This is a genomic window from Brevundimonas huaxiensis, assembly GCF_014218725.1.
GTDB lineage: Bacteria > Pseudomonadota > Alphaproteobacteria > Caulobacterales > Caulobacteraceae > Brevundimonas > Brevundimonas huaxiensis.
Map to the genome: position 1 here is coordinate 41,716 of NZ_JABBJE010000003.1, position 17,499 is coordinate 59,214.

16 protein-coding genes are annotated in these 17,499 nt (G+C 66.9%); 9 read left to right on the plus strand and 7 right to left on the minus strand.

Going from position 1 to position 17,499, the window contains the following annotated elements; genetic code table 11:
• Window positions 1–59 precede the first annotated feature (59 nt).
• Both HF680_RS07500 and HF680_RS07505 read left to right on the plus strand, forming a co-directional pair.
• Window positions 60–1,727 carry a M28 family metallopeptidase gene (locus tag HF680_RS07500; protein ID WP_185224606.1) on the plus strand — a complete coding sequence of 556 codons (1,668 nt, stop codon included), beginning with the start codon at window positions 60–62 and terminating at the stop codon, window positions 1,725–1,727.
• A gap of 73 nt (window positions 1,728–1,800) precedes the next feature.
• Window positions 1,801–3,441: a M28 family peptidase gene (locus tag HF680_RS07505; RefSeq protein WP_185224607.1), complete on the plus strand. Its 1,641-nt coding sequence runs from the start codon at window positions 1,801–1,803 to the stop codon at window positions 3,439–3,441.
• Window positions 3,442–3,444: 3 nt separating this feature from the next.
• Here HF680_RS07505 and HF680_RS07510 read toward each other — a convergent pair whose 3' ends face one another.
• Entirely contained in the window at window positions 3,445–4,875 is a 1,431-nt protein-coding gene (locus HF680_RS07510) for a helix-turn-helix domain-containing protein (RefSeq protein WP_185224608.1), read from the minus strand.
• A 156-nt stretch (window positions 4,876–5,031) separates the two neighbouring features.
• On the opposite strand from HF680_RS07510, the gene aceA reads away from it, so the two are divergent.
• On the plus strand, window positions 5,032–6,312 hold the full coding sequence (aceA, locus tag HF680_RS07515) for an isocitrate lyase (protein ID WP_185224609.1): 1,281 nt from the start codon (window positions 5,032–5,034) through the stop codon (window positions 6,310–6,312).
• A 19-nt stretch (window positions 6,313–6,331) separates the two neighbouring features.
• Window positions 6,332–6,541 carry a hypothetical protein gene (locus tag HF680_RS07520; protein WP_045810109.1) on the plus strand — a complete coding sequence of 70 codons (210 nt, stop codon included), beginning with the start codon at window positions 6,332–6,334 and terminating at the stop codon, window positions 6,539–6,541.
• Window positions 6,542–6,609: 68 nt separating this feature from the next.
• Here the strand turns inward: HF680_RS07520 and HF680_RS07525 are convergent, their stop codons facing one another.
• Together HF680_RS07525 and HF680_RS07530 are read right to left on the minus strand one after the other, a co-directional pair.
• Window positions 6,610–7,740 (minus strand): hypothetical protein, encoded by a 1,131-nt coding sequence (locus tag HF680_RS07525; protein WP_185224610.1) that lies wholly within the window; start codon window positions 7,738–7,740, stop codon window positions 6,610–6,612.
• 84 nt (window positions 7,741–7,824) lie between these two features.
• Window positions 7,825–8,760 carry a ribose-phosphate pyrophosphokinase gene (locus HF680_RS07530; RefSeq protein ID WP_017504159.1) on the minus strand — a complete coding sequence of 312 codons (936 nt, stop codon included), beginning with the start codon at window positions 8,758–8,760 and terminating at the stop codon, window positions 7,825–7,827.
• A gap of 190 nt (window positions 8,761–8,950) precedes the next feature.
• Between HF680_RS07530 and HF680_RS07535 the strand changes: the two genes are divergently transcribed.
• Window positions 8,951–9,805, plus strand: coding sequence for an outer membrane protein assembly factor BamD (locus HF680_RS07535; RefSeq protein WP_038293489.1), 855 nt, complete (start codon window positions 8,951–8,953; stop codon window positions 9,803–9,805).
• Between the two features lie 76 nt (window positions 9,806–9,881).
• Window positions 9,882–11,579: a DNA repair protein RecN gene (gene recN / locus HF680_RS07540; RefSeq protein ID WP_185224611.1), complete on the plus strand. Its 1,698-nt coding sequence runs from the start codon at window positions 9,882–9,884 to the stop codon at window positions 11,577–11,579.
• A 9-nt stretch (window positions 11,580–11,588) separates the two neighbouring features.
• Here the strand turns inward: recN and HF680_RS07545 are convergent, their stop codons facing one another.
• From HF680_RS07545 to HF680_RS07560, 4 genes are all read right to left on the minus strand, one after another.
• Window positions 11,589–12,494 (minus strand): cobalamin biosynthesis protein CbiG, encoded by a 906-nt coding sequence (locus HF680_RS07545; RefSeq protein ID WP_185224612.1) that lies wholly within the window; start codon window positions 12,492–12,494, stop codon window positions 11,589–11,591.
• Window positions 12,495–12,582: 88 nt separating this feature from the next.
• A complete protein-coding gene (locus HF680_RS07550) occupies window positions 12,583–13,098 on the minus strand; it encodes a hypothetical protein (RefSeq protein ID WP_185224613.1) in 516 nt (171 codons plus the stop codon).
• Window positions 13,099–13,103: 5 nt separating this feature from the next.
• Window positions 13,104–13,889: an exodeoxyribonuclease III gene (gene xth, locus HF680_RS07555; RefSeq protein WP_185224614.1), complete on the minus strand. Its 786-nt coding sequence runs from the start codon at window positions 13,887–13,889 to the stop codon at window positions 13,104–13,106.
• A gap of 101 nt (window positions 13,890–13,990) precedes the next feature.
• Window positions 13,991–14,959, minus strand: a complete 969-nt coding sequence (locus tag HF680_RS07560) for a hypothetical protein (RefSeq protein ID WP_185224615.1) — start codon at window positions 14,957–14,959, stop codon at window positions 13,991–13,993.
• A 121-nt stretch (window positions 14,960–15,080) separates the two neighbouring features.
• Between HF680_RS07560 and HF680_RS07565 the strand changes: the two genes are divergently transcribed.
• From HF680_RS07565 to HF680_RS07575, 3 genes are read left to right on the plus strand one after another with little or no spacing between them, the layout of a single operon-like run.
• Window positions 15,081–16,166, plus strand: coding sequence for an MBL fold metallo-hydrolase (locus tag HF680_RS07565; protein ID WP_185224616.1), 1,086 nt, complete (start codon window positions 15,081–15,083; stop codon window positions 16,164–16,166).
• Window positions 16,163–16,936, plus strand: a complete 774-nt coding sequence (locus HF680_RS07570) for an enoyl-CoA hydratase (protein WP_185224617.1) — start codon at window positions 16,163–16,165, stop codon at window positions 16,934–16,936. The genes HF680_RS07565 and HF680_RS07570 overlap by 4 nt, the downstream gene beginning before the upstream one ends.
• Window positions 16,937–16,996: 60 nt before the next feature.
• The gene (locus tag HF680_RS07575) at window positions 16,997–17,491 is read left to right on the plus strand and encodes a GNAT family N-acetyltransferase (protein ID WP_185224618.1); all 495 of its coding nucleotides are present in this window, start codon (window positions 16,997–16,999) and stop codon (window positions 17,489–17,491) included.
• The last annotated feature ends 8 nt before the right edge of the window (window positions 17,492–17,499 follow it).

The following is a 17,499-nucleotide window of genomic DNA, read 5'->3' on the forward strand; positions in this document are numbered from 1 at the left end:
CAGGGCGAAGTTCGCCCCCTAGGGTCGCGTATCGTTTCCGGCTGTGGGGCCTTCAGTTCATGCGTCTTGTCTCTTCTTTGGCCGCCGTTCTTTTGGCGAGCGTCGCCTTGTCCGCCTGCGCCACGGCGTCTGATCCCGCTGCGGTTGATACTGTCCCGAATTTCGATGCGGCTAGGATCTCGCAGGACATCAAGACGCTGTCGGACGACAGCTTCGAGGGGCGCGGTATCGCCACCCCGACTGAGGAAAAGGTCATCCGTTATCTGAGCGAAGGCTACGCCGCCGCAGGGTTCGAGCCGGGCGGGCCGAATGGTCAGTGGACCCAGGACGTGATCCTGAACCGCTTCACCCAGTCCAATGTGCGGGCCTCATTGAAGCTGGGCGACTGGACCCTGCCGATGACGCAAGGGCGAGAGGTCGCCATCTCGACCCGCCGCCCGGCCGAACACGTCAGCCTGAAGGACGCGCCGTTGGTCTTCGTCGGCTATGGCATCAATGCGCCCGAGCGGCAGTGGAACGACTTCAAGGGCCAGGACCTACGCGGCAAGATCCTGGTCGTGCTGGTCAATGACGCCGACTTCGAAGAGCCGGCGCTGAACACCTTCGGCGGCAAGGCCATGACCTATTACGGCCGCTGGACCTACAAGTACGAGGAGGCGGCCAAACAGGGCGCGGCGGGCGTGCTGATCGTGCACGAGACGGCGCCGGCGTCTTACGGCTGGCAGACGGTCGCCAACTCATGGGGCGTGCCGCAGTTCGACATCCTGCGCCAAAATGCGGCGGCGGAGCGCGTGCCGATGGAGGGCTGGATCCAGCGTGACGTGGCGGTCGACCTGTTCCGCCGTGCGGGTCTGGATTTCGAGGCGCTGAAGGTCCAGGCGCGCCGCCGCGACTTCCAGCCCGTCGCCTTGCCCGGCGCGTCCTTCTCGACCGAGTTCGACGTGGCCACTAATCAGGTCACCAGCCACAATGTCATCGCCCGCCTGCCGGGCACGACCCATTCGGACGAGACGATCCTGTATACCGCCCACTGGGATCACATCGGCATGGGCGAGCCGGATGCGACCGGCGACCAAATCTTCAACGGGGCGGTGGACAACGCCTCGGGCACGGCGGGTCTGCTGGAGCTGGCGCGCATGTTCGGTCGCGCGCCGCGCACCGAACGCTCCATCGTGATGATCAGCTTCACTGGCGAGGAAAGCGGCCTGCTGGGTTCGGAATACTATGCGGTGAACCCGGTCTATCCGCTGGCCAAGACGGTGGGCGGGTTCAACATGGACTCGATGAACGTCTATGGCCGCGTCACGGGTCTGGGCGTCACCGGATATGGCCAGTCGGACTTCGACGAGCGTCTGGCGGCGGCGGTCCAGCCCCAGGGGCGGTCATTGGTGCCGGATTACGAGAATGCTGCCGGCACCTATTACCGCTCGGACCACTTCCCGCTGGCCAAGCGCGGCGTGCCGATGGCCTATGCCGGCAGCCGTGGCGAATTCCGCGATGAACCGATCGCCGCGCGCGAGGCGGCGCGGTCGGAATACGGCGCCAAACGCTATCACCAGGCGGCGGATGAGTGGTCGCCCGACTGGGACTACAGCGGCATGATCGAGGATCTGACGGTCTTCTATGATGTCGGTCGCGCCTTGGCGAACGGTCGCGACTGGCCGCAGTGGAAGTCGGGTTCGGAGTTCGCGCCGGTGCGCGCGACGACGGCGTCCGAACGCCGCTAGTCTTTTAACAAAACGAGTTGGGGCGGGGAGGAATCTCCGCCCCTTTTGCCATTCCGCCTGTCGAGTGAGTTCAATGATTCATCGCCGTTCATCCCTCGTCGCCCTCGCGGCGCTCGCTCTGGCCGCCTGTGCGACGACGCCGGTCGCATCTCCGGCGCCCAAGCTGGACGCCTTCGCCGTCGCCTCGGCCGCGACGCCTCAGTTCAGCGCCCAGCGCCTGTCGGACCACATCAAATATCTGGCGTCGGACGAGATGGAGGGCCGGTTTCCCGGCTTGATCGGCGAACGACTGACGCTGGCCTATCTGCAGGCGCAGTATGAGGCGATGGGGCTGGAGCCGGGCGGGCGCGACGGATCATGGCTGCAGCCTGTCGATCTGGTGCGGTTTACGCCAGAGCGGGCGCCGACGGCGTCCTGGACCGGGGCGGACGGCGTGTCGCATCCGCTGGTGTCGGGAACAGACATCACCCTGCGGGCCGGGTCGGCGGAACCGGTCGTGACGGCCTCTGCGCCGCTGGTCTTCGCCGGTTACGGCATTTCGGGCCCGACCTGGGACGACTATGGCAGTGCGGACCTGACCGGCAAGGTCGTGGTCATTCTGCGCGGCCAACCGGCGGTCATGGGCGAGGATCCCAACTTCTACGGCTCGACCACGCACAAGACCCAGGAGGCGCTGAAGCGGGGAGCCGCGGGCGTCATCACGCTTCAGGACCAGGACAACCGCTGGCGCCGTGCCGTGGGCGGGGCGACCCGCCCGCAGATGACCGTCAAGGGCGCGCAGGACCCGCGCTTGAGCGGATCCATCAACATGGCCACGGCGACGACGATCGGCGGCGCGGCCCTGGAAGCCGCCGTCGAGCGGGCGAAGACAACCGCCTTGGGCGGAGCGATCGATCTGGGCGCACGGCTCAGCGTCGATATCGCCGAAACGACCGAGGTCATCCACTCCAACAACCTGCTGGCCAAGATCCCCGGCACGGAGCGGCCTGACGAATACGTCTTCTATTCCGCCCACTGGGATCACGTCGGCAAGGCCCGGACTCCGAACGCCGAGGGCGACGACATCTTCAACGGCGCCTGGGACAATGCGTCGGGGACGGCGGGTCTGATCGAGATGGCGCGGGCGTTCAAGGCTGGACCGGCGCCGAAGCGCACCGTGGTCTTCCTGCACGTCACGGCCGAAGAGCAGGGGCTGCTGGGCTCGGAGGCCTATGCGGCCGATCCGGTCTATCCGCTGGCCAGGACGGCGGCGGACATCAACATCGACATGCTGCCCTTCACGCCGGCGACGCGCGACGTGGCGGTGTTCGGCGTCGGCAAGTCCGAGCTGGAGGACATCCTGGGCCGGTTCGCGGCCGTGCAGGGAAGGGTGGTGACGGGCGACGGCTATCCAGAGGAAGGATTCTACTACCGCTCCGACCATTTCAACTTCGCGGCCGGAGGGGTGCCGGCCCTGATGCCGTGGACGGGCCGTGATTTCGTCGAGGGCGGGATCGAGGCAGGCAAGCCCTATTACGAGGGGGCGATGGCCAAATATTATCACAAGCTGACCGACGAATGGCGGGCCGACTATGACTTCACGGCGGCCTTGCAGAACCTGGACCTGCTGTATCGGCTGGGGCTGACGGTGGCCGACAGCGAGAGTTGGCCTGCGTGGAAGCCGACCGCCGAGTTCAACGCCATCCGCGACCGCACGGCCGACCAGAGGCGCTAGGCCTCACGCCGCGCCGAACGGATAGGGGCTGACGGACTTGGACCAGTCATCGACCGCCAGCGGGCGGTCGATGGGGGCGGCGGCGCGTTCGGCGCAGGGATGACGGTGACACAGGCGGCAGGCCGGGCCGATGGGCGTGACTTCGGGGTTCTGCAGATCGATGCCGTGGGCGTAGGCCAGACGATGCGCATGACGCAGTTCGCAGCCTAGGCCGACGGCCAGGTCGTGGCGCTCGCCATAGCCGTCGTGGCCTTGCCGCTCGACCGTGCGGGCGAAGGTGAACCAGCGGCCGCCATCTGGAGTCTCGATGATCTGGGTGACGATGCGGCCGGGCGTGCGGAAGGCGGAGTGAAGCCGCCAGCGCGGGCAGGCGCCGCCGAAACGCGAGAAGGGAAAGGCGCCCGCCGCATAGCGTTTGGAGATGTTGCCCGCCTGATCGACCCGCATCAGGAAGAAGGGCACGCCGCGCGCCGTGGGGCGCGACAGGGTGGTCAGGCGATGGGCGGCCTGTTCGTAGCTGACGCCGAACCGGGCCTGCAGCCGGGCCAGGTCGTAGCCGGTTTCCTCGGCGGTGCGTTGGAAGGCGGCGTAGGGCATCAGGGTCGCGGCGGCGAGGGTGTTGGTCAGGGCGACCTTTAGAAGTGAGCGTGTCGGCCCGTCCGGGGCGCCGGCGGCCTCTGCCAGCGCGTTGAGCGCCGGCCCTTGCTCGGCCAGGGCCAGCTGGTAGGCGATGGCGAAGGCGCGCGAGGACGGCCCCAGGGTTTCCGACAGCAGCAGGCGGCGGCGATGCAGGTCGTAGCGGCGGGTCCATTCCACCATGACCTCGGCCGGCAGAGTGCGGACGCCGAGGTCGTGCCTGGCCGCCAGCCGATGACGGGCGGCGGGTTCGAAGCCGTCAGTGTGGGCGGGCGCCTCGGCGGACAGGGCGTCGGACAGGGCCTCGCCCATCTGGTCGAGTTCGGGGAAATGGTTGCCGCGGGACTGGATGTATTCGCGCACCCATTCTGCGGGGCTGGTCTCGATCGGGCTTTCGCCCGTCTCGGCCGCGGCGCGGGCGCGCGTGCGACCGTCATCGAAAGCCTGATAGAGGCGCAGCAGGGCGTCGGCCACGCCGGGCGCCTCTTCCAGCAGTTGCACCAGTTCATGCCGGGGCGCGGACAGGCCCTTGAACAGAGGGTCGGTCAGGATTTCCGTGAGCCGAGCCTCGTCCGCCGCCCCGCCCTGGTTCAGGGCGCGAAGATCGACGTCATAGGTGTCGGCCAATCGCAGCAGCAGCTGGGCTGAGACCGGGCGCTGGTTACGCTCTATGTGATTGAGATAACTTGGAGAAACGTCCAGATCGGCGGCCATGGCGGTCTGGGTCAGGCCCAGATCGCGCCGCAGCCGCTTGAGCCGGGCGCCCAGGAACAGCTTGCGATCAGCGGCGGCGTTCATCGATGCATGTTGTCACAACGTGACTGACTAAGCAAAGTCATAATGTGACAAGACGACTTCGTTTGTGGGCTTCGGTCTGTATTAGTTTTGACCGTCGCGTGTTCTTGTCTTCGAGACGGCGGCTGCGGCCGCGCCCTTCAGAGACCGAGTTCGACCATGACCACCTTCGCCGATCTGGTGCCTTCGCCCGTTGGCCGTTTCGACGGCATCGAGCGCCCCTACACCCCTGAAGACGTCCTGCGCCTGCGCGGCTCGGTGCCGATCACCCATACGCTGGCCGAGCGCGGAGCCAACCGCCTGTGGCAGTTGCTGCACGACGAGCCCTTCATCAATGCGTTGGGCGCCGTCACCGGCAACCAGGCCATGCAGATGGTCCGCGCGGGCCTGAAGGCCATCTATCTGTCGGGCTGGCAGGTCGCGGCCGACGCCAACACGGCCGGCGCCATGTATCCCGACCAGTCGCTGTATCCGGCCAACGCCGCGCCGGAGCTGTGCCGCCGCATCAACCGCACCCTGCAACGCGCCGATCAGATCGAACATGCCGAGGGCGGGGCCAAGCGCGACTGGTTCGTTCCCATCGTCGCCGACGCGGAAGCCGGTTTCGGCGGGCCGCTGAACAGCTTTGAGATCATGAAGGCCTTCATCGAGGCGGGTGCGGCCGGCGTCCACTTCGAGGACCAACTGGCGTCCGAGAAGAAGTGCGGCCACTTGGGCGGCAAGGTCCTGATCCCGACCCAGGCGCATGAGCGCAACCTGGTCGCTGCGCGTCTGGCCGCTGACGTCTTGGGCACGCCGACCATAACGGTCGCCCGCACCGACGCCGAAAGCGCGCAGCTGATCACCTCGGACATCGACGAGCGGGATCAGCCGTTCATCGATCGGGACAACCGCACGCCTGAGGGCTTCTTCCGCCTGAAGGAAGGCACGGGTCTAGACCACTGCATCGCGCGGGGCCTGTCCTACGCCAATATCGCCGACCTGCTGTGGTGGGAGACGTCGCACCCGGATCTGGACGACGCCAAGAAGTTCGCGGAGGCCATCCAGAAGGCCCATCCGGGCAAGCTGATGGCCTATAACTGCTCGCCGTCCTTCAACTGGAAGGCCAAGCTGGATGACGCCACCATCGCCAAGTTCCAGCGCGAGCTGGGGGCCATGGGCTACAAGTTCCAGTTCGTGACCCTGGCCGGCTTCCACAGCCTGAACAACTCCATGTTCGAGCTGGCGGACGGCTATCGCGATCGCGGCATGGCGGCCTATTCGGAGCTGCAACAGCGCGAGTTCGCCAACGAGGCCATCGGCTACACCGCCACGCGTCACCAACGCGAAGTCGGCACCGGCTATTTCGACCAGGTCGCCACGGTCATCTCCAACGGCACGTCTTCGACGACGGCGCTGAAGGACTCGACCGAGACCGCCCAGTTCACCCACGCGGCTTAAACCAGAAAGGAACCCGCAAATGGAACCGCTGACCCGAACCGAAGCCATCATCGACTTCTGCCTGGCTCCCCTGGCGCTTGATACCGGCACGGAGGCCGAGCGTGAGGTGCGTCGGCGTCTGACACACGTGCTTCGGACCTATCAATCCAAGACCGCGACGCCGGTCGCCGTGGACTTCTCGTCCATGCCGTCACAGGTCATCAACGAAGCGGCGCACGGTTACGAATAGGCCGATGGCCCAAGAAAAAGGCCCGCTCCAATCGCTCGGGGCGGGCCTTGCTCTGTTTGAAGCGTCGCTCAGCGTGGCGGCGTCGTGTTCAGCGATTGGGTGGTCGCAACGGCCGGGGTCGGAACAGGCGTCGCTTGCGGGACGGTGACGGAGATAGGCGTGCGCACCGGCGCGGCGCCGGTTTCCTGAGGATCGCCGACGACAATGGTGGTGATCTGCGTCGCCTCGGTGGTGCAGGTCGCCAGGTCGCGGGTGATGTGACGGCCCAGGCAGAAGATGTCCTCGTAGCTGGGGCGCGAGGCGGCCAGGCACTGGAACAGCATCAGCTTGGACATATCCATGCAGAACTCGCTGTTCGGCTCGTGCGTCAGGGCCTCGGTGTTGGCCCGGGCCTCGTCGCCGCCGGCGCCCAGCGCGCCCAGAGCCGCGATGGCCAGAGAGCGGACGACGGCGGGGGTGTAGGGCGGGCCCTTGCGCGAAGGCTCCAGTCCCAAGCCCGTGCCGCTGTTGGCGGCGGCGAACAGGCGGCTCGATTCCTCCGGCGACGGCAACATCTTTGCAGCCGACAAGGTCTTTGCGCTTTCCAGCCGCACTTCGCGGTTCGGGATCGGCGTAATGGCCCAGCGGCGGCGAGGATCGCTGCGGCCCTGGATGGTGTAGGCGTCCTGCTCGATCGCCTCGGCGATGGCGCGCATGGCGATGGCGTCCTTGCCCACCGTCGCCGAGATTAGGCCGGCGGCCGCGTCGGCGCCGGGCAGGGTGGCGGCATAGGCTGGATCGGCGACGATCTGGGCGACCATGCGCTGACGTTGCGCCGGATCGATTGCATACTGCTGCACGCCGGCGACGAACTCTGGCGACTGCAGGGCGATGATGGCGCCGTAAGCGATCAGGCCGCGCGACAACTGGTCGGCGTCATAGGCCGAACCCTTGCGCAGGGCGGCTTGGATCGATTCCGCATCGGGGAAGCCGCCCGGCTGGATCGTCTGGGCTTCGCGCAAGTAAGCGACGTAGATCGCGGCGGCGTCCGCCACGCCCTGGTTCAGCGACACGGGGGGCGGCTTTCGGGCGGCCAGTTCGGCGGCCAGACGCTGGGCTTCCAGCTCGGCCTTCGAGGGTCCGCTTTCGCAACTGGCGAGCAGGACAGCGGCGGCGAGGGCGGCGGCCGACAGGCCGCGGCTCAGTAGGGCCGTTTTCATGGAGACTTCCTCAGGCGATCACGCGGGCAAAAAGCGCCAATACTGTTTGGCGCTTATAAGGCGGGCCTTATGGTTAGCCGATGGTTAATCGAACAGTTTCGACACCGATTCTTCGTTGGCGATCCGTCGGATAGCCTCTCCGACCAGCGGAGCTACGGAAACCGCTCGGATTTTCGGACAGTTCAAAACTTCGTGGGGTTGCTCGATCGAGTTGGTGATCACCAGCTCCTTCAGCGGGCCGTCGGTGATGCGCTGGACGGCGGGGCCGGACAGGACGCCGTGGCTGATGTAGGCCGAAACCTCCGTCGCGCCCTGGTCGATCAGGGCCTTGGCGGCGTTGACCAGGGTGCCACCCGAATCGACGATGTCATCGAACAGGATGCAGCGGCGGCCCTGCACGTCGCCGATGATGTTCATCACCTCGCTCTCGCCCGCCTTGGGCCGGCGCTTGTCGACGATGGCGAGATCGGCATCCAGGCGGCTGGCCAGGGCGCGGGCGCGCACCACGCCGCCGACGTCGGGCGAGACGATCATCAGGTCGTCGCCGCGGGCGTAGTTTTCCTTGATGTCCTGCGCCAGCACCGGGGTCGCGACCAGATTGTCGGTCGGAATGTCGAAGAAGCCCTGGATCTGACCGGCGTGCAGATCCATCGTCAGGACGCGGTCGGCGCCGGCGCGGGTGATGAGATTGGCCACCAGCTTGGCCGAGATCGGCGTGCGGCCGCCGGTCTTACGGTCCTGACGCGCATAGCCGAAATAGGGGATGACGGCCGTGATCCGTTTCGCCGAGGCCCGCACCAGGGCGTCGGTGATGATCAACAGCTCCATCAGGTTGTCGTTGGCCGGATAGGAGGTCGACTGCAGGATGAAGACGTCCTCGCCGCGGACGTTTTCCTCGATGATGGCGAAGACCTCGTTGTCGGCGAACCGCTTGACCTGGGCCTTGGTCAGGGGCGCATCCAGGTGGTCGGCGATCGCCTGGGACAGTGCGCGGTTGGAGTTGCCTGAAAGCAGCTTCATCGGCCGGTCATCCTTTCGCCGTCATCCGCCCCCCATGAACGGCGGTCGGTTGGCGCGCTCTTTACCAGTGGAGCCGGGCAGGGCAAGTCGTATGCTGAGTTTTCCTCGGCATGGCGCGGCTCGGTTGCGGGTGCTAGAGGTCGCCGCGTTGGTTTCCGGGGAACGGCTTCAGGGCCGTCCTTCACACGTCATGGGGTCGTCCTTGTCCGCTTCTAAGTTCCGTTCCGGCATGGTGCTGATGGCCGCGGCGCTCGCCGCAGTGACGATTTCAGGCTGCGCGGGCAAGAACCGCCCCAAGCTGGCCTATGAGGAACGTCCGGTCGAGGCGCTCTACAACACCGGTTATGATCGGCTGCAGCAGCGCCGCTGGTCCGACGCCGTGGACTATTTCCAGGAAGTCGAACGCCAGCATCCCTATTCTGACTGGGCGCGTCGTTCGATCCTGATGCAGATCTACGCCTACTATCAGAACAACGCCTATGCCGACGCCATCGCGGCGGCCGACCGGTTCATCCAGCTGTTCCCCGGCAATCCGTCGGCCTCCTACGCCTTCTACATGAAGGCCGTCTGCAATTTCGAACAGATCACGGACGTGGGGCGTGATCAGGGTTACGCCACCGCCGCCCTGGCCGGGCTGAAGGATGTCTCGCGCCGCTATCCGGGCACGCCTTATGCGTCCGACGCCGCCGTCAAGATCGACATGGTCAACGACCAGCTGGCCGGCAAGGAAATGAACATCGGCCGCTACTATCAGCGCGCCAACCAGCCGCTGGCGGCCCTGAACCGCTACAAGGCCGTGATCGCCAACCCGGACTTCCAGCGCACCTCGCACACGCCCGAAGCCCTGTATCGCCTGGTCGAAGTCAACCTTCAGCTGGGTCTGAAGGAAGAGGCGACGCGGAACGGCGCCGTGCTGGGCTACAACTATCCGGGCAGCCCGTGGTACGCCGAGGCCTATGCGCTGCTGACCGAAAACGGCCAGACGCCGGACAAGGCGCCCGAGGGCAAGCGCGAAAGCTGGCTGCAGCGGATCATTCCGGGCTGAGCACGCGACGGCTTGTGCAATCCGGCGCGGATCGGGATTCTGTCGGTCATGATTCGTTCCGCCGGCGCCTGACGCGATGCTGACCGCCCTTTCCATTCGTGACGTCGTCTTGGTGGACGTGCTCGATCTCGAGGTCGAGAACGGCCTGACCGTGCTGACCGGCGAAACCGGAGCCGGCAAGTCGATCATTCTGGACGCGCTCGGCCTGGCGCTCGGCGGGCGCGGCGACGCCGGCCTGGTGCGCAATGGCGCCAAACAGGCTGTGGCCACCGCCGTCTTCTCCGCTCCCGACGATCCCGATCTGCTGGCCCTGATCGCCGACAAGGGCTTCGAGGTTCAGCCGGGCGAGGAGCTGATCCTGCGGCGCGTCTTGGGCGCCGACGGTCGCAGCCGGGCCTATGTCAACGATCAGCCGGCTGGTGTGACCGCCGTGCGAGAGATCGGCGCGGCCCTGGTCGAGGTGCACGGACAGCATGAGACGGTGGGTTTGCTGGACTGGCGCACGCACCGCGCTTCGCTGGACGCCTATGGCGGACTGCAGCCGCAGTTGTCGGCGGTCGCTTCGGCCTCGTCAAAACTTAAGGCCGCCGAAGCCAGGCTGGCGGAGCTGAAGGCGCAGGCGGCGGACGCCGATGCGCGGCGCGAAGAGATCAGTCTGAACCTCTCCGAACTGGATGCGCTGGATCCGCGCGCCGACGAAGAGACGGAACTGGCCGGCGAACGCGCCCTGCTGGGCGCCGCTGAAAAGGCCATCGCCGATCTGGGCGATGCGCGCACGCAGCTGGGCGGCGACAAGCTGAGCCAGAAGCTGGGCGCGGCGCTGAGGGCCGTGGAACATGCGCGCCAGAGGGCAGGGCAGGCTGGCGCCGAGGGCGATCATCCTGTCATCGTCAAACTGTCGGCCGCCGTGGAGGCGATCGACCGCACCATGGTCGAGGCGGCGGAAGCCCTCGCCGCCGTGGACGCCGCCGCCGACGCCTTCGACTATGAGCCCGGTCGTCTGGACAAGGCCGAGGAGCGACTGTTCGCCCTGCGCGCCGCCGCCCGCAAGCTGCACACCACCGTCGACGCCCTGCCGACCCTGCGCATTCGCCTGCGCGAGCAGCTTCGGCTGATCGAGGATGGCGAGGAGGCGCTGACCAATGCCGGGCGCGAGGCGGCCGAGGCGGCGGAAGCCTATGATCTGGCGGCCACCTTCCTGACCTCGGCGCGCGAGGCCGCCGCCGAACGCCTGACCGCCGCCGTCATGGCAGAGCTGGGCCCACTGAAGCTGGAGCGCGCGCGGTTCCGCGTGGCGCTGGAACCGATCGAGGGCCGGCGTGGGCCGGACGGCGTCGAGACGGTGCGCTTCCAGATCGCCACCAACGCCGGAACCGACTTCGGCCCGCTGGACGCCATCGCCTCGGGCGGCGAGCTGGCGCGTTTCGCCCTGGCGATGAAGGCGGCGCTCGCGAGCCGCGAGGACATGCGACAGCCCGTGATGATCTTCGACGAGGTCGATCAGGGCGTGGGCGGCGCGGTCGCCGAAGCCGTCGGTTCGCGCCTGAAACGCCTGTCGAATGGCGCCCAGGTCCTGGTCGTGACCCACAGCCCTCAGGTCGCCGCGCGCGGCCATGCCCACTGGAAGGTGATGAAGGCCGATCGCGACGGTCTGACCACCACCACCGTCGTCGCCCTGGACGACCAGCGCCGTCAGGAAGAGATCGCCCGCATGCTGTCCGGCGCCGAGATTACCGACGAAGCCCGCGCGGCGGCGCGGGCCTTGATCGGCTGACTGAACCTTTTAGACGCCCAGGATCCAGCCCTCTTCCTGCTCGACCTGGGCGATCAATTCGGGCGTGGCGTTCTGGGGTGGGGCGAACGCCTTGGCCAGGTCGCCGGCCTCGTCCATCCGGGCGAGCGTCTCCGCCGTGGAGCGGACCTGGGCCTGGTCCTTAAACTCGCCGGGTTGAGGCTTGGTCTCGTGCATCGACGGCCAGACCTCGACAACCACGGCCGACAAGGGTTCCACGTCATCGGGGGTCAGCGCGCGCCAGCCGGTGCCGAAGGGCCAGACGGCGCCTGACGGGCCGAGGCTTTCCAGCAGTCGCCGCACAGCCGGGATGCCGACCAGGGTCTGGCCGCCCACGGCGCCCGCGCCGTGCATCTGCCACACGCTCTTGGGCTGAAGCCGGCCCTTGCGGGCGGCGTTCTCGGTGGCGCGGAACTCGGGGATGTCGGCGCCGGCACCTGCCGGGGGTTTGGTCGTGGTCAACCAGCGTTGGGCCTGTTTGGCCGGTGCACCCCACAGTGGCCAGGCCTCGTCGGTCATCAGCCGGTTCATCTTGGCCGCCACCTGATAGCGGTTGTTGGTGTTGTCGGCCTTGTCCACGATGTTGGAGGCGATGAATTTCCACATGGCTTGCCACGGGGTTCCGTCCAGCTTCAGCCGCGCAGCCGTGCCGGCGGGATAGCCGAAGTTGAAGTCCAGCCCGACCAGCACCCGGTCGCCGCGCTTTCTGTGGTCCGCCAGGATCGACGCCAGCAGGGCCTCGCCCTCGGCCCGGGTCGCGACATTGTGCGTCTCGGTATAGAGGCGGAAGCGCACGTCGCGTTTGGCCACGCCGATCCACAGCGAGGTGTCGCCGAGCTTCTTGGTTTCAGCGGCGGTCCAGTCAGCGACGATATAGGCGTCGAAAAGGCGGGCCAAGGCGGCCTCCCTGATAAAGGCGTGTCGGTTAGGAGTGAGCCGGGCTTCTAACGCCGCATCGCGGCGACTGAAAGGCCCATGCGGCGTCTCAGCCCTTCAGCAGGGCCTCCAGATGCGACAACCAGCGGCGGCCGAGACGTAGCGCCTCGCCGGGCGAGCCGGTCTGGACGGGCAGGGCGGCGTCCCACAGGGCCAGCTCGAACTCAGGGTGTCGGGCGTCGGCGAACATCAGCCGCAGCACCACCTGTTCGGCGTCGGGGGCCAGCACGTCCAGCGACTTGCGCGCCTCGCCGCGACGGATGCGGGCGACGACGTGGCCGTCCACGATGATCTCGCCCCCCTCCACCTCATCGAAGGCATAGACCAGGCCGTGGGCGCCGTTGGCCCACAGGACGACCACCTGTTCGACGTCGAAGTTCAGGGCGCAGGCGCGACCTTCGCCCGGTGAAACGGCCTCGACCTCTGGCGCGGCGCCCAGGGTCTTGAGCATGGCGCGGTGCAGGCGGCGCGGCGGCTCCATCCACCACGAAAGCGCCAGGGCGAGGGTTGTCAGCAGGGCCGCCGGGAGGGCGATCAGCAACACCACCCGCAAGACGTCGGCCATGGTCGTCAGGCCTCCAGATCGAGATCGACCACCACAGGGACGTGGTCGCTGGGTTTTTCCATGTCGCGGGCGTCGCGGTGAGTCTCGATCCCCCGGAACCGGTCGGCGGCCTGCGGCGACAGCAGGGCGAAGTCGATGCGGATGCCATGGTCACGCTGCCAGGCGCCGGCCTGATAGTCCCAGAAGGTATAGGTTCCCGCCGGTTCGCCGCCGATCTCGTGCGCGTCGGCCAGGCCCAGGTTCTTGAGCGCGCGGAAGGCCTGGCGGCTCTGGGGTTGGAAGAGGGCGTCGTCGGTCCAGGCGGCGGGATTCTTGGCGTCTTCGGCCTCGGGGATGACATTGTAGTCGCCGCAGAGGACCAGCGGCTCCTCGAACGCCAGCAGGTCGCGAGCATGGCGGTTTAGCCGCTCGAACCAGGCCAGCTTGTAATCGAACTTCTCGGTCCCGGTGGGATTGCCGTTCGGCAGGTAGATCGCGCCGACGCGGATCGGGCGGGGCGCCTCGACCAGGGCCTCGATATAGCGCGCCTGTTCGTCGGTCTCGTCGCCGGGCAGGCCGCGTCGGATGTCGGACAGCGGATATTTCGACAGCAGGGCGACGCCGTTGTAGCTCTTCTGCCCGTGGGTTTCGACGTTGTAGCCCAGGCTCTCGAAGGCCTCGCGCGGGAACTTCTCGTCCACGCATTTGATCTCCTGGAAACAGGCGACGTCGGGGGCGGCCTGCTCCAGCCACGCCAGGACGGTGGGCAGGCGGGCGTTGACGGAGTTCACGTTCCAGGTGGCGATGCGCATGACGGCGACGCTAGGCTGCGTCTCGGTTTTGGAAAAGAGGGCGCAAAAGAAAAGGGCCGCCGGATCGCTCCGACGGCCCTTCGATCAGTCTATTGATCGGCTTACGGGCGACCGCCGGCAGGCGCCGCAGCCGCGGCCGGCGCTGTGGTCAGCTTGCAGCCTCCACCGATCCGCTGGGCCGTAGCGCAAGGATAGATTTGCTGAACCGCGTTTTCGGCGTTCACGCGCGCGATAACGCCATCGGCTCCATCGCACTTGGCTTCATAGAACATGCCGTTTGCATTCTGCCCCATCAGACGGGCTTCGACGACGTTGCAGGATGCGGCTTCCGAGCCGGCGAGGAGCGCTTTTACGAAGGTGGCGTTTTCGGCCGTGGTCGTAAATTCGCAGGCGCCGTTCTCGGCCAAGACTTGAAGGCACGGCGTTTTGCTCCAGACGCCGGCGTCTTGCCTGATCCAGAAGCCCGGACCGTCGGCGCACCCGATTTCGTAGACGACAACACCGCCGTTAGACTGTCCCAGCACCTTAGTCTGATCGACCGCACAAGGAACGCCGGCCTGTTGGGCGTATTCGCGCAGGAACTTGTCGGTGTCGGTGTTGGCTGCGATCGTGCATTGCAGGCCGACATCGGCGGCGGGATCGCGTTCACGTGCCACGCGGGCCGAATAGGCGAGTGCAATGCAGCTGGTCGCGGACGGGGGTGTCTTGGACTCGATGATGAAGCCAGGACCCGTGGCGCAGGCCACTTCATACACCGAAGTCTTTTCGGCGGTTTGCCCAAGCAGCTTGGCTTCATTGACCTGACAGTTGGCGCTGGCCAAGCTGGCTTGTTGCTGGGCGGCCGCCAGAATCTCTTCCGCGGTGGGTGGAGCCGGTTGACGCTCGCGTCGCGGTTGGTTGTTGCTGCGGCGCTGAACGCGCGACGGCGTCACCCGTTCGCTGGGGGCTTCAATCCCGTTTCGAGATCCTGCAGGCCCATACCCTGATGAGGGCGTCGTTTGCGCAAATGCAGACACGGAAATCGCGCTGAAAACGAGCGCTGTCGCTGCGGCGAATATTCGAGCTTTCATATCGACACCCTGATTTGTCACTATCGACTACGTGACCTCGTATTGGCACGCGGTCAAGGCGAGTGTGGACGGCGGCGAGGGACACGGGCTAAGTATCTGCGCGTTTCGATTGGAGACTGACTTGGCTGATGGAACGGCGCCGACGGCGGTTGCGAAGGATGGGCGGGGGCTGACCTATCCGTTCGACACCGTGCCCGGCGCGGGCGAGGCGATCGAGGTCGCGCGCGGCGTGCTGTGGCTACGGTTCGCCCTTCCGTTTCAACTGGATCATGTAAATGTTTACGCGATCCGGGACGGCGACGGCTGGGTCGTCGTCGATACGGGTCTGAAGACATCGGGTACCGTCGCAGCGTGGGAGACGGCGCTGGATGGCGTGTTGGGCGGTCGTCCGGTGACGCGGCTGATCTGCACCCATATGCATCCCGATCACATCGGACTGGCGGGTTGGCTTTGCGAGCGGTCGGGCGCGGCGCTGCTGATGTCGCGACTGGAATATGTGACGGCGCGGATGCTGATGGCCGAGGCGGCGGGCGACGCGCCGGAGGACGGCGAACGCTACTACCGTGCGGCGGGGTGGAACGGTGATCAGATCGCGCGCTGGCGGGCCGACTACGGCGGTTTTGGCAAGGGCGTGGCGACGATGCCGCGCAGCTATCTGCGACTGTCCGACGGCGACAGCCTACAGATCGATGGAGACGATTGGTCGGTGGTGGTCGGGTCGGGCCATAGCCCCGAGCACGTCTGCCTGTGGCGGCGGTCGGACGACGTCTTCATCGCCGGGGATCAGATCCTGCCTTGCATTTCGTCCAATGTTTCAGTCTGGCCGACGGAGCCTGAGGCCGACCCTCTGGGCGACTGGATGGGCTCGCTGGACAAGCTGAGGGCGCTGTTGCCGGAGGGCGCATTTCTCCTGCCGGCGCATGGCGAGCCCTTCTATGGCGTTCACGCGCGGCTCGACGCGCTGAAGCGGGGGCATGAGGTCGCGCTGAAACGGCTTGAGCGGACGTTGCGTCAACCGTCTAGGGTGATCGACGGCTTCCCCGCCGTCTTTGGTCGATCGGTCGGGGACGGGGTGCTGGGCATGGCCACAGGCGAGGCCCAGGCGCACCTGAACTATCTGAAACGACGCGGCCGCGCCCAGCGGACGCGGGACGAGAGCGGCGTCGACTGGTGGAGCGCCGTCGCACAGGACGAGGAAACGACGTGAGCGAACATATCCGCAGCGAACTGGCCGACGGCGTCCTGACCGTCACCCTGGATCGGGCCGACAAGAAGAACGCCATCACCCAGGCCATGTATTCGACCCTGGCCGAGGCGACGGAGCGGGCGCGCAACGACGATGCTGTGCGCGTGCTGCTGCTGCGCGCCGAGGGCGACAGTTTCTCGGCCGGCAACGACATTCAGGACTTCATCGCCCTGGGCTCGCAAGGGGCGGGGCCGGGCGACATGCCGGTGTTCCGTTTCCTGAAGGCGCTGGCGGATCTGGACAAGCCGGCTGTGGCCGCCGTGAAAGGGCGGGCGGTCGGGATCGGCCTGACCATGCTGCTGCACTGCGATCTGGTGGTGGTCGCCGAGGATGCGCTGCTGTCCGTGCCGTTCGTCAATCTGGCCCTCGCGCCCGAGGCGGCGTCCAGCCTGTTGTTGCCGGCCGTGATCGGTCATCAGCGGGCTTTCGAACTGTTCGCGCTGGGCGAGCCGCTCGATGGCCGGACGGCCCTGGCCTGGGGCATCGCCAATCGCGCGGTGCCGGCCGATCGGGTCGAGGCGACGGCGGCGGAGCTGGCGGCCAAGGTGGCGGCCCGAGCGCCCAACTCGATCCGCAAGACCAAGCGGCTGATGCGTGACGCCGAAGGTCTGTGGGGACTGATGCAGCGCGAGGGCGAAGCCTTCGGCTCGCAGATGCGCAGTCCCGAGGCGATGGAGGCCTTTATGGCCTTTACGCAGAAGCGGGCGCCGGACTTTTCGAAGGCGGGTTGAGCGGACGTCACAAGGCCTTGCCTTGATTTGGCGCAGCTTTGCTTCTAGGTGCGCGCGCCGATGTCGCACGCCCTTTCCATACCTCCGGCCGTAAGCCGTATCGAAGCCGAGACCCCGGCCGATGCCGAAGGCGTGGAGGCTCTGGTCATGGCCGCCTTCGGGCCGGGGCGGTTCGCCAAGACGGCCGAGCGCCTGCGTGAAGGTTCGAAGCCAAGCGCGGGCTTTGTCGTGAAGCGCGACGGGGACGTGGTGGGCTCGGTGCGACTGTGGCCTGTCGTGGTTGGAGACAGCCCGGCTCTGTTTTTGGGGCCGATTGCCGTGGACGCCAGTCGCCGGAGCGACGGCCTGGGCGCCGAACTGATTCAGGCGTGCGTGGATCACACACGGGCGCTGGACGTCGGCGGCGTGCTGCTGGTCGGGGACGCGGCCTATTTCGAGCGGTTCGGATTCGTCCCTGCGCCCGAGGCGATCCTGCCCGGACCCGTGGATCACCGCCGCGTCCTGTGGCTGGCGAGCGGGGTGGATCAGGTTTCGGGTTCGGTTCGCATCGGCTGACCCTTTCC

Bases quoted from the DNA above. Each gene is read 5' to 3' on its own strand.
- HF680_RS07500 (WP_185224606.1), top strand. From the start codon at position 60: ATGCGTCTTGTCTCTTCTTTGGCCGCCGTTCTTTTGGCGAGCGTCGCC.
- HF680_RS07505 (WP_185224607.1), top strand. From the start codon at position 1,801: ATGATTCATCGCCGTTCATCCCTCGTCGCCCTCGCGGCGCTCGCTCTG.
- HF680_RS07510 (WP_185224608.1), bottom strand. From the start codon at position 4,875: ATGAACGCCGCCGCTGATCGCAAGCTGTTCCTGGGCGCCCGGCTCAAG.
- aceA (WP_185224609.1), top strand. From the start codon at position 5,032: ATGACCACCTTCGCCGATCTGGTGCCTTCGCCCGTTGGCCGTTTCGAC.
- HF680_RS07520 (WP_045810109.1), top strand. From the start codon at position 6,332: ATGGAACCGCTGACCCGAACCGAAGCCATCATCGACTTCTGCCTGGCT.
- HF680_RS07525 (WP_185224610.1), bottom strand. From the start codon at position 7,740: ATGAAAACGGCCCTACTGAGCCGCGGCCTGTCGGCCGCCGCCCTCGCC.
- HF680_RS07530 (WP_017504159.1), bottom strand. From the start codon at position 8,760: ATGAAGCTGCTTTCAGGCAACTCCAACCGCGCACTGTCCCAGGCGATC.
- HF680_RS07535 (WP_038293489.1), top strand. From the start codon at position 8,951: ATGGGGTCGTCCTTGTCCGCTTCTAAGTTCCGTTCCGGCATGGTGCTG.
- recN (WP_185224611.1), top strand. From the start codon at position 9,882: ATGCTGACCGCCCTTTCCATTCGTGACGTCGTCTTGGTGGACGTGCTC.
- HF680_RS07550 (WP_185224613.1), bottom strand. From the start codon at position 13,098: ATGGCCGACGTCTTGCGGGTGGTGTTGCTGATCGCCCTCCCGGCGGCC.
- xth (WP_185224614.1), bottom strand. From the start codon at position 13,889: ATGCGCATCGCCACCTGGAACGTGAACTCCGTCAACGCCCGCCTGCCC.
- HF680_RS07560 (WP_185224615.1), bottom strand. From the start codon at position 14,959: ATGAAAGCTCGAATATTCGCCGCAGCGACAGCGCTCGTTTTCAGCGCG.
- HF680_RS07575 (WP_185224618.1), top strand. From the start codon at position 16,997: ATGTCGCACGCCCTTTCCATACCTCCGGCCGTAAGCCGTATCGAAGCC.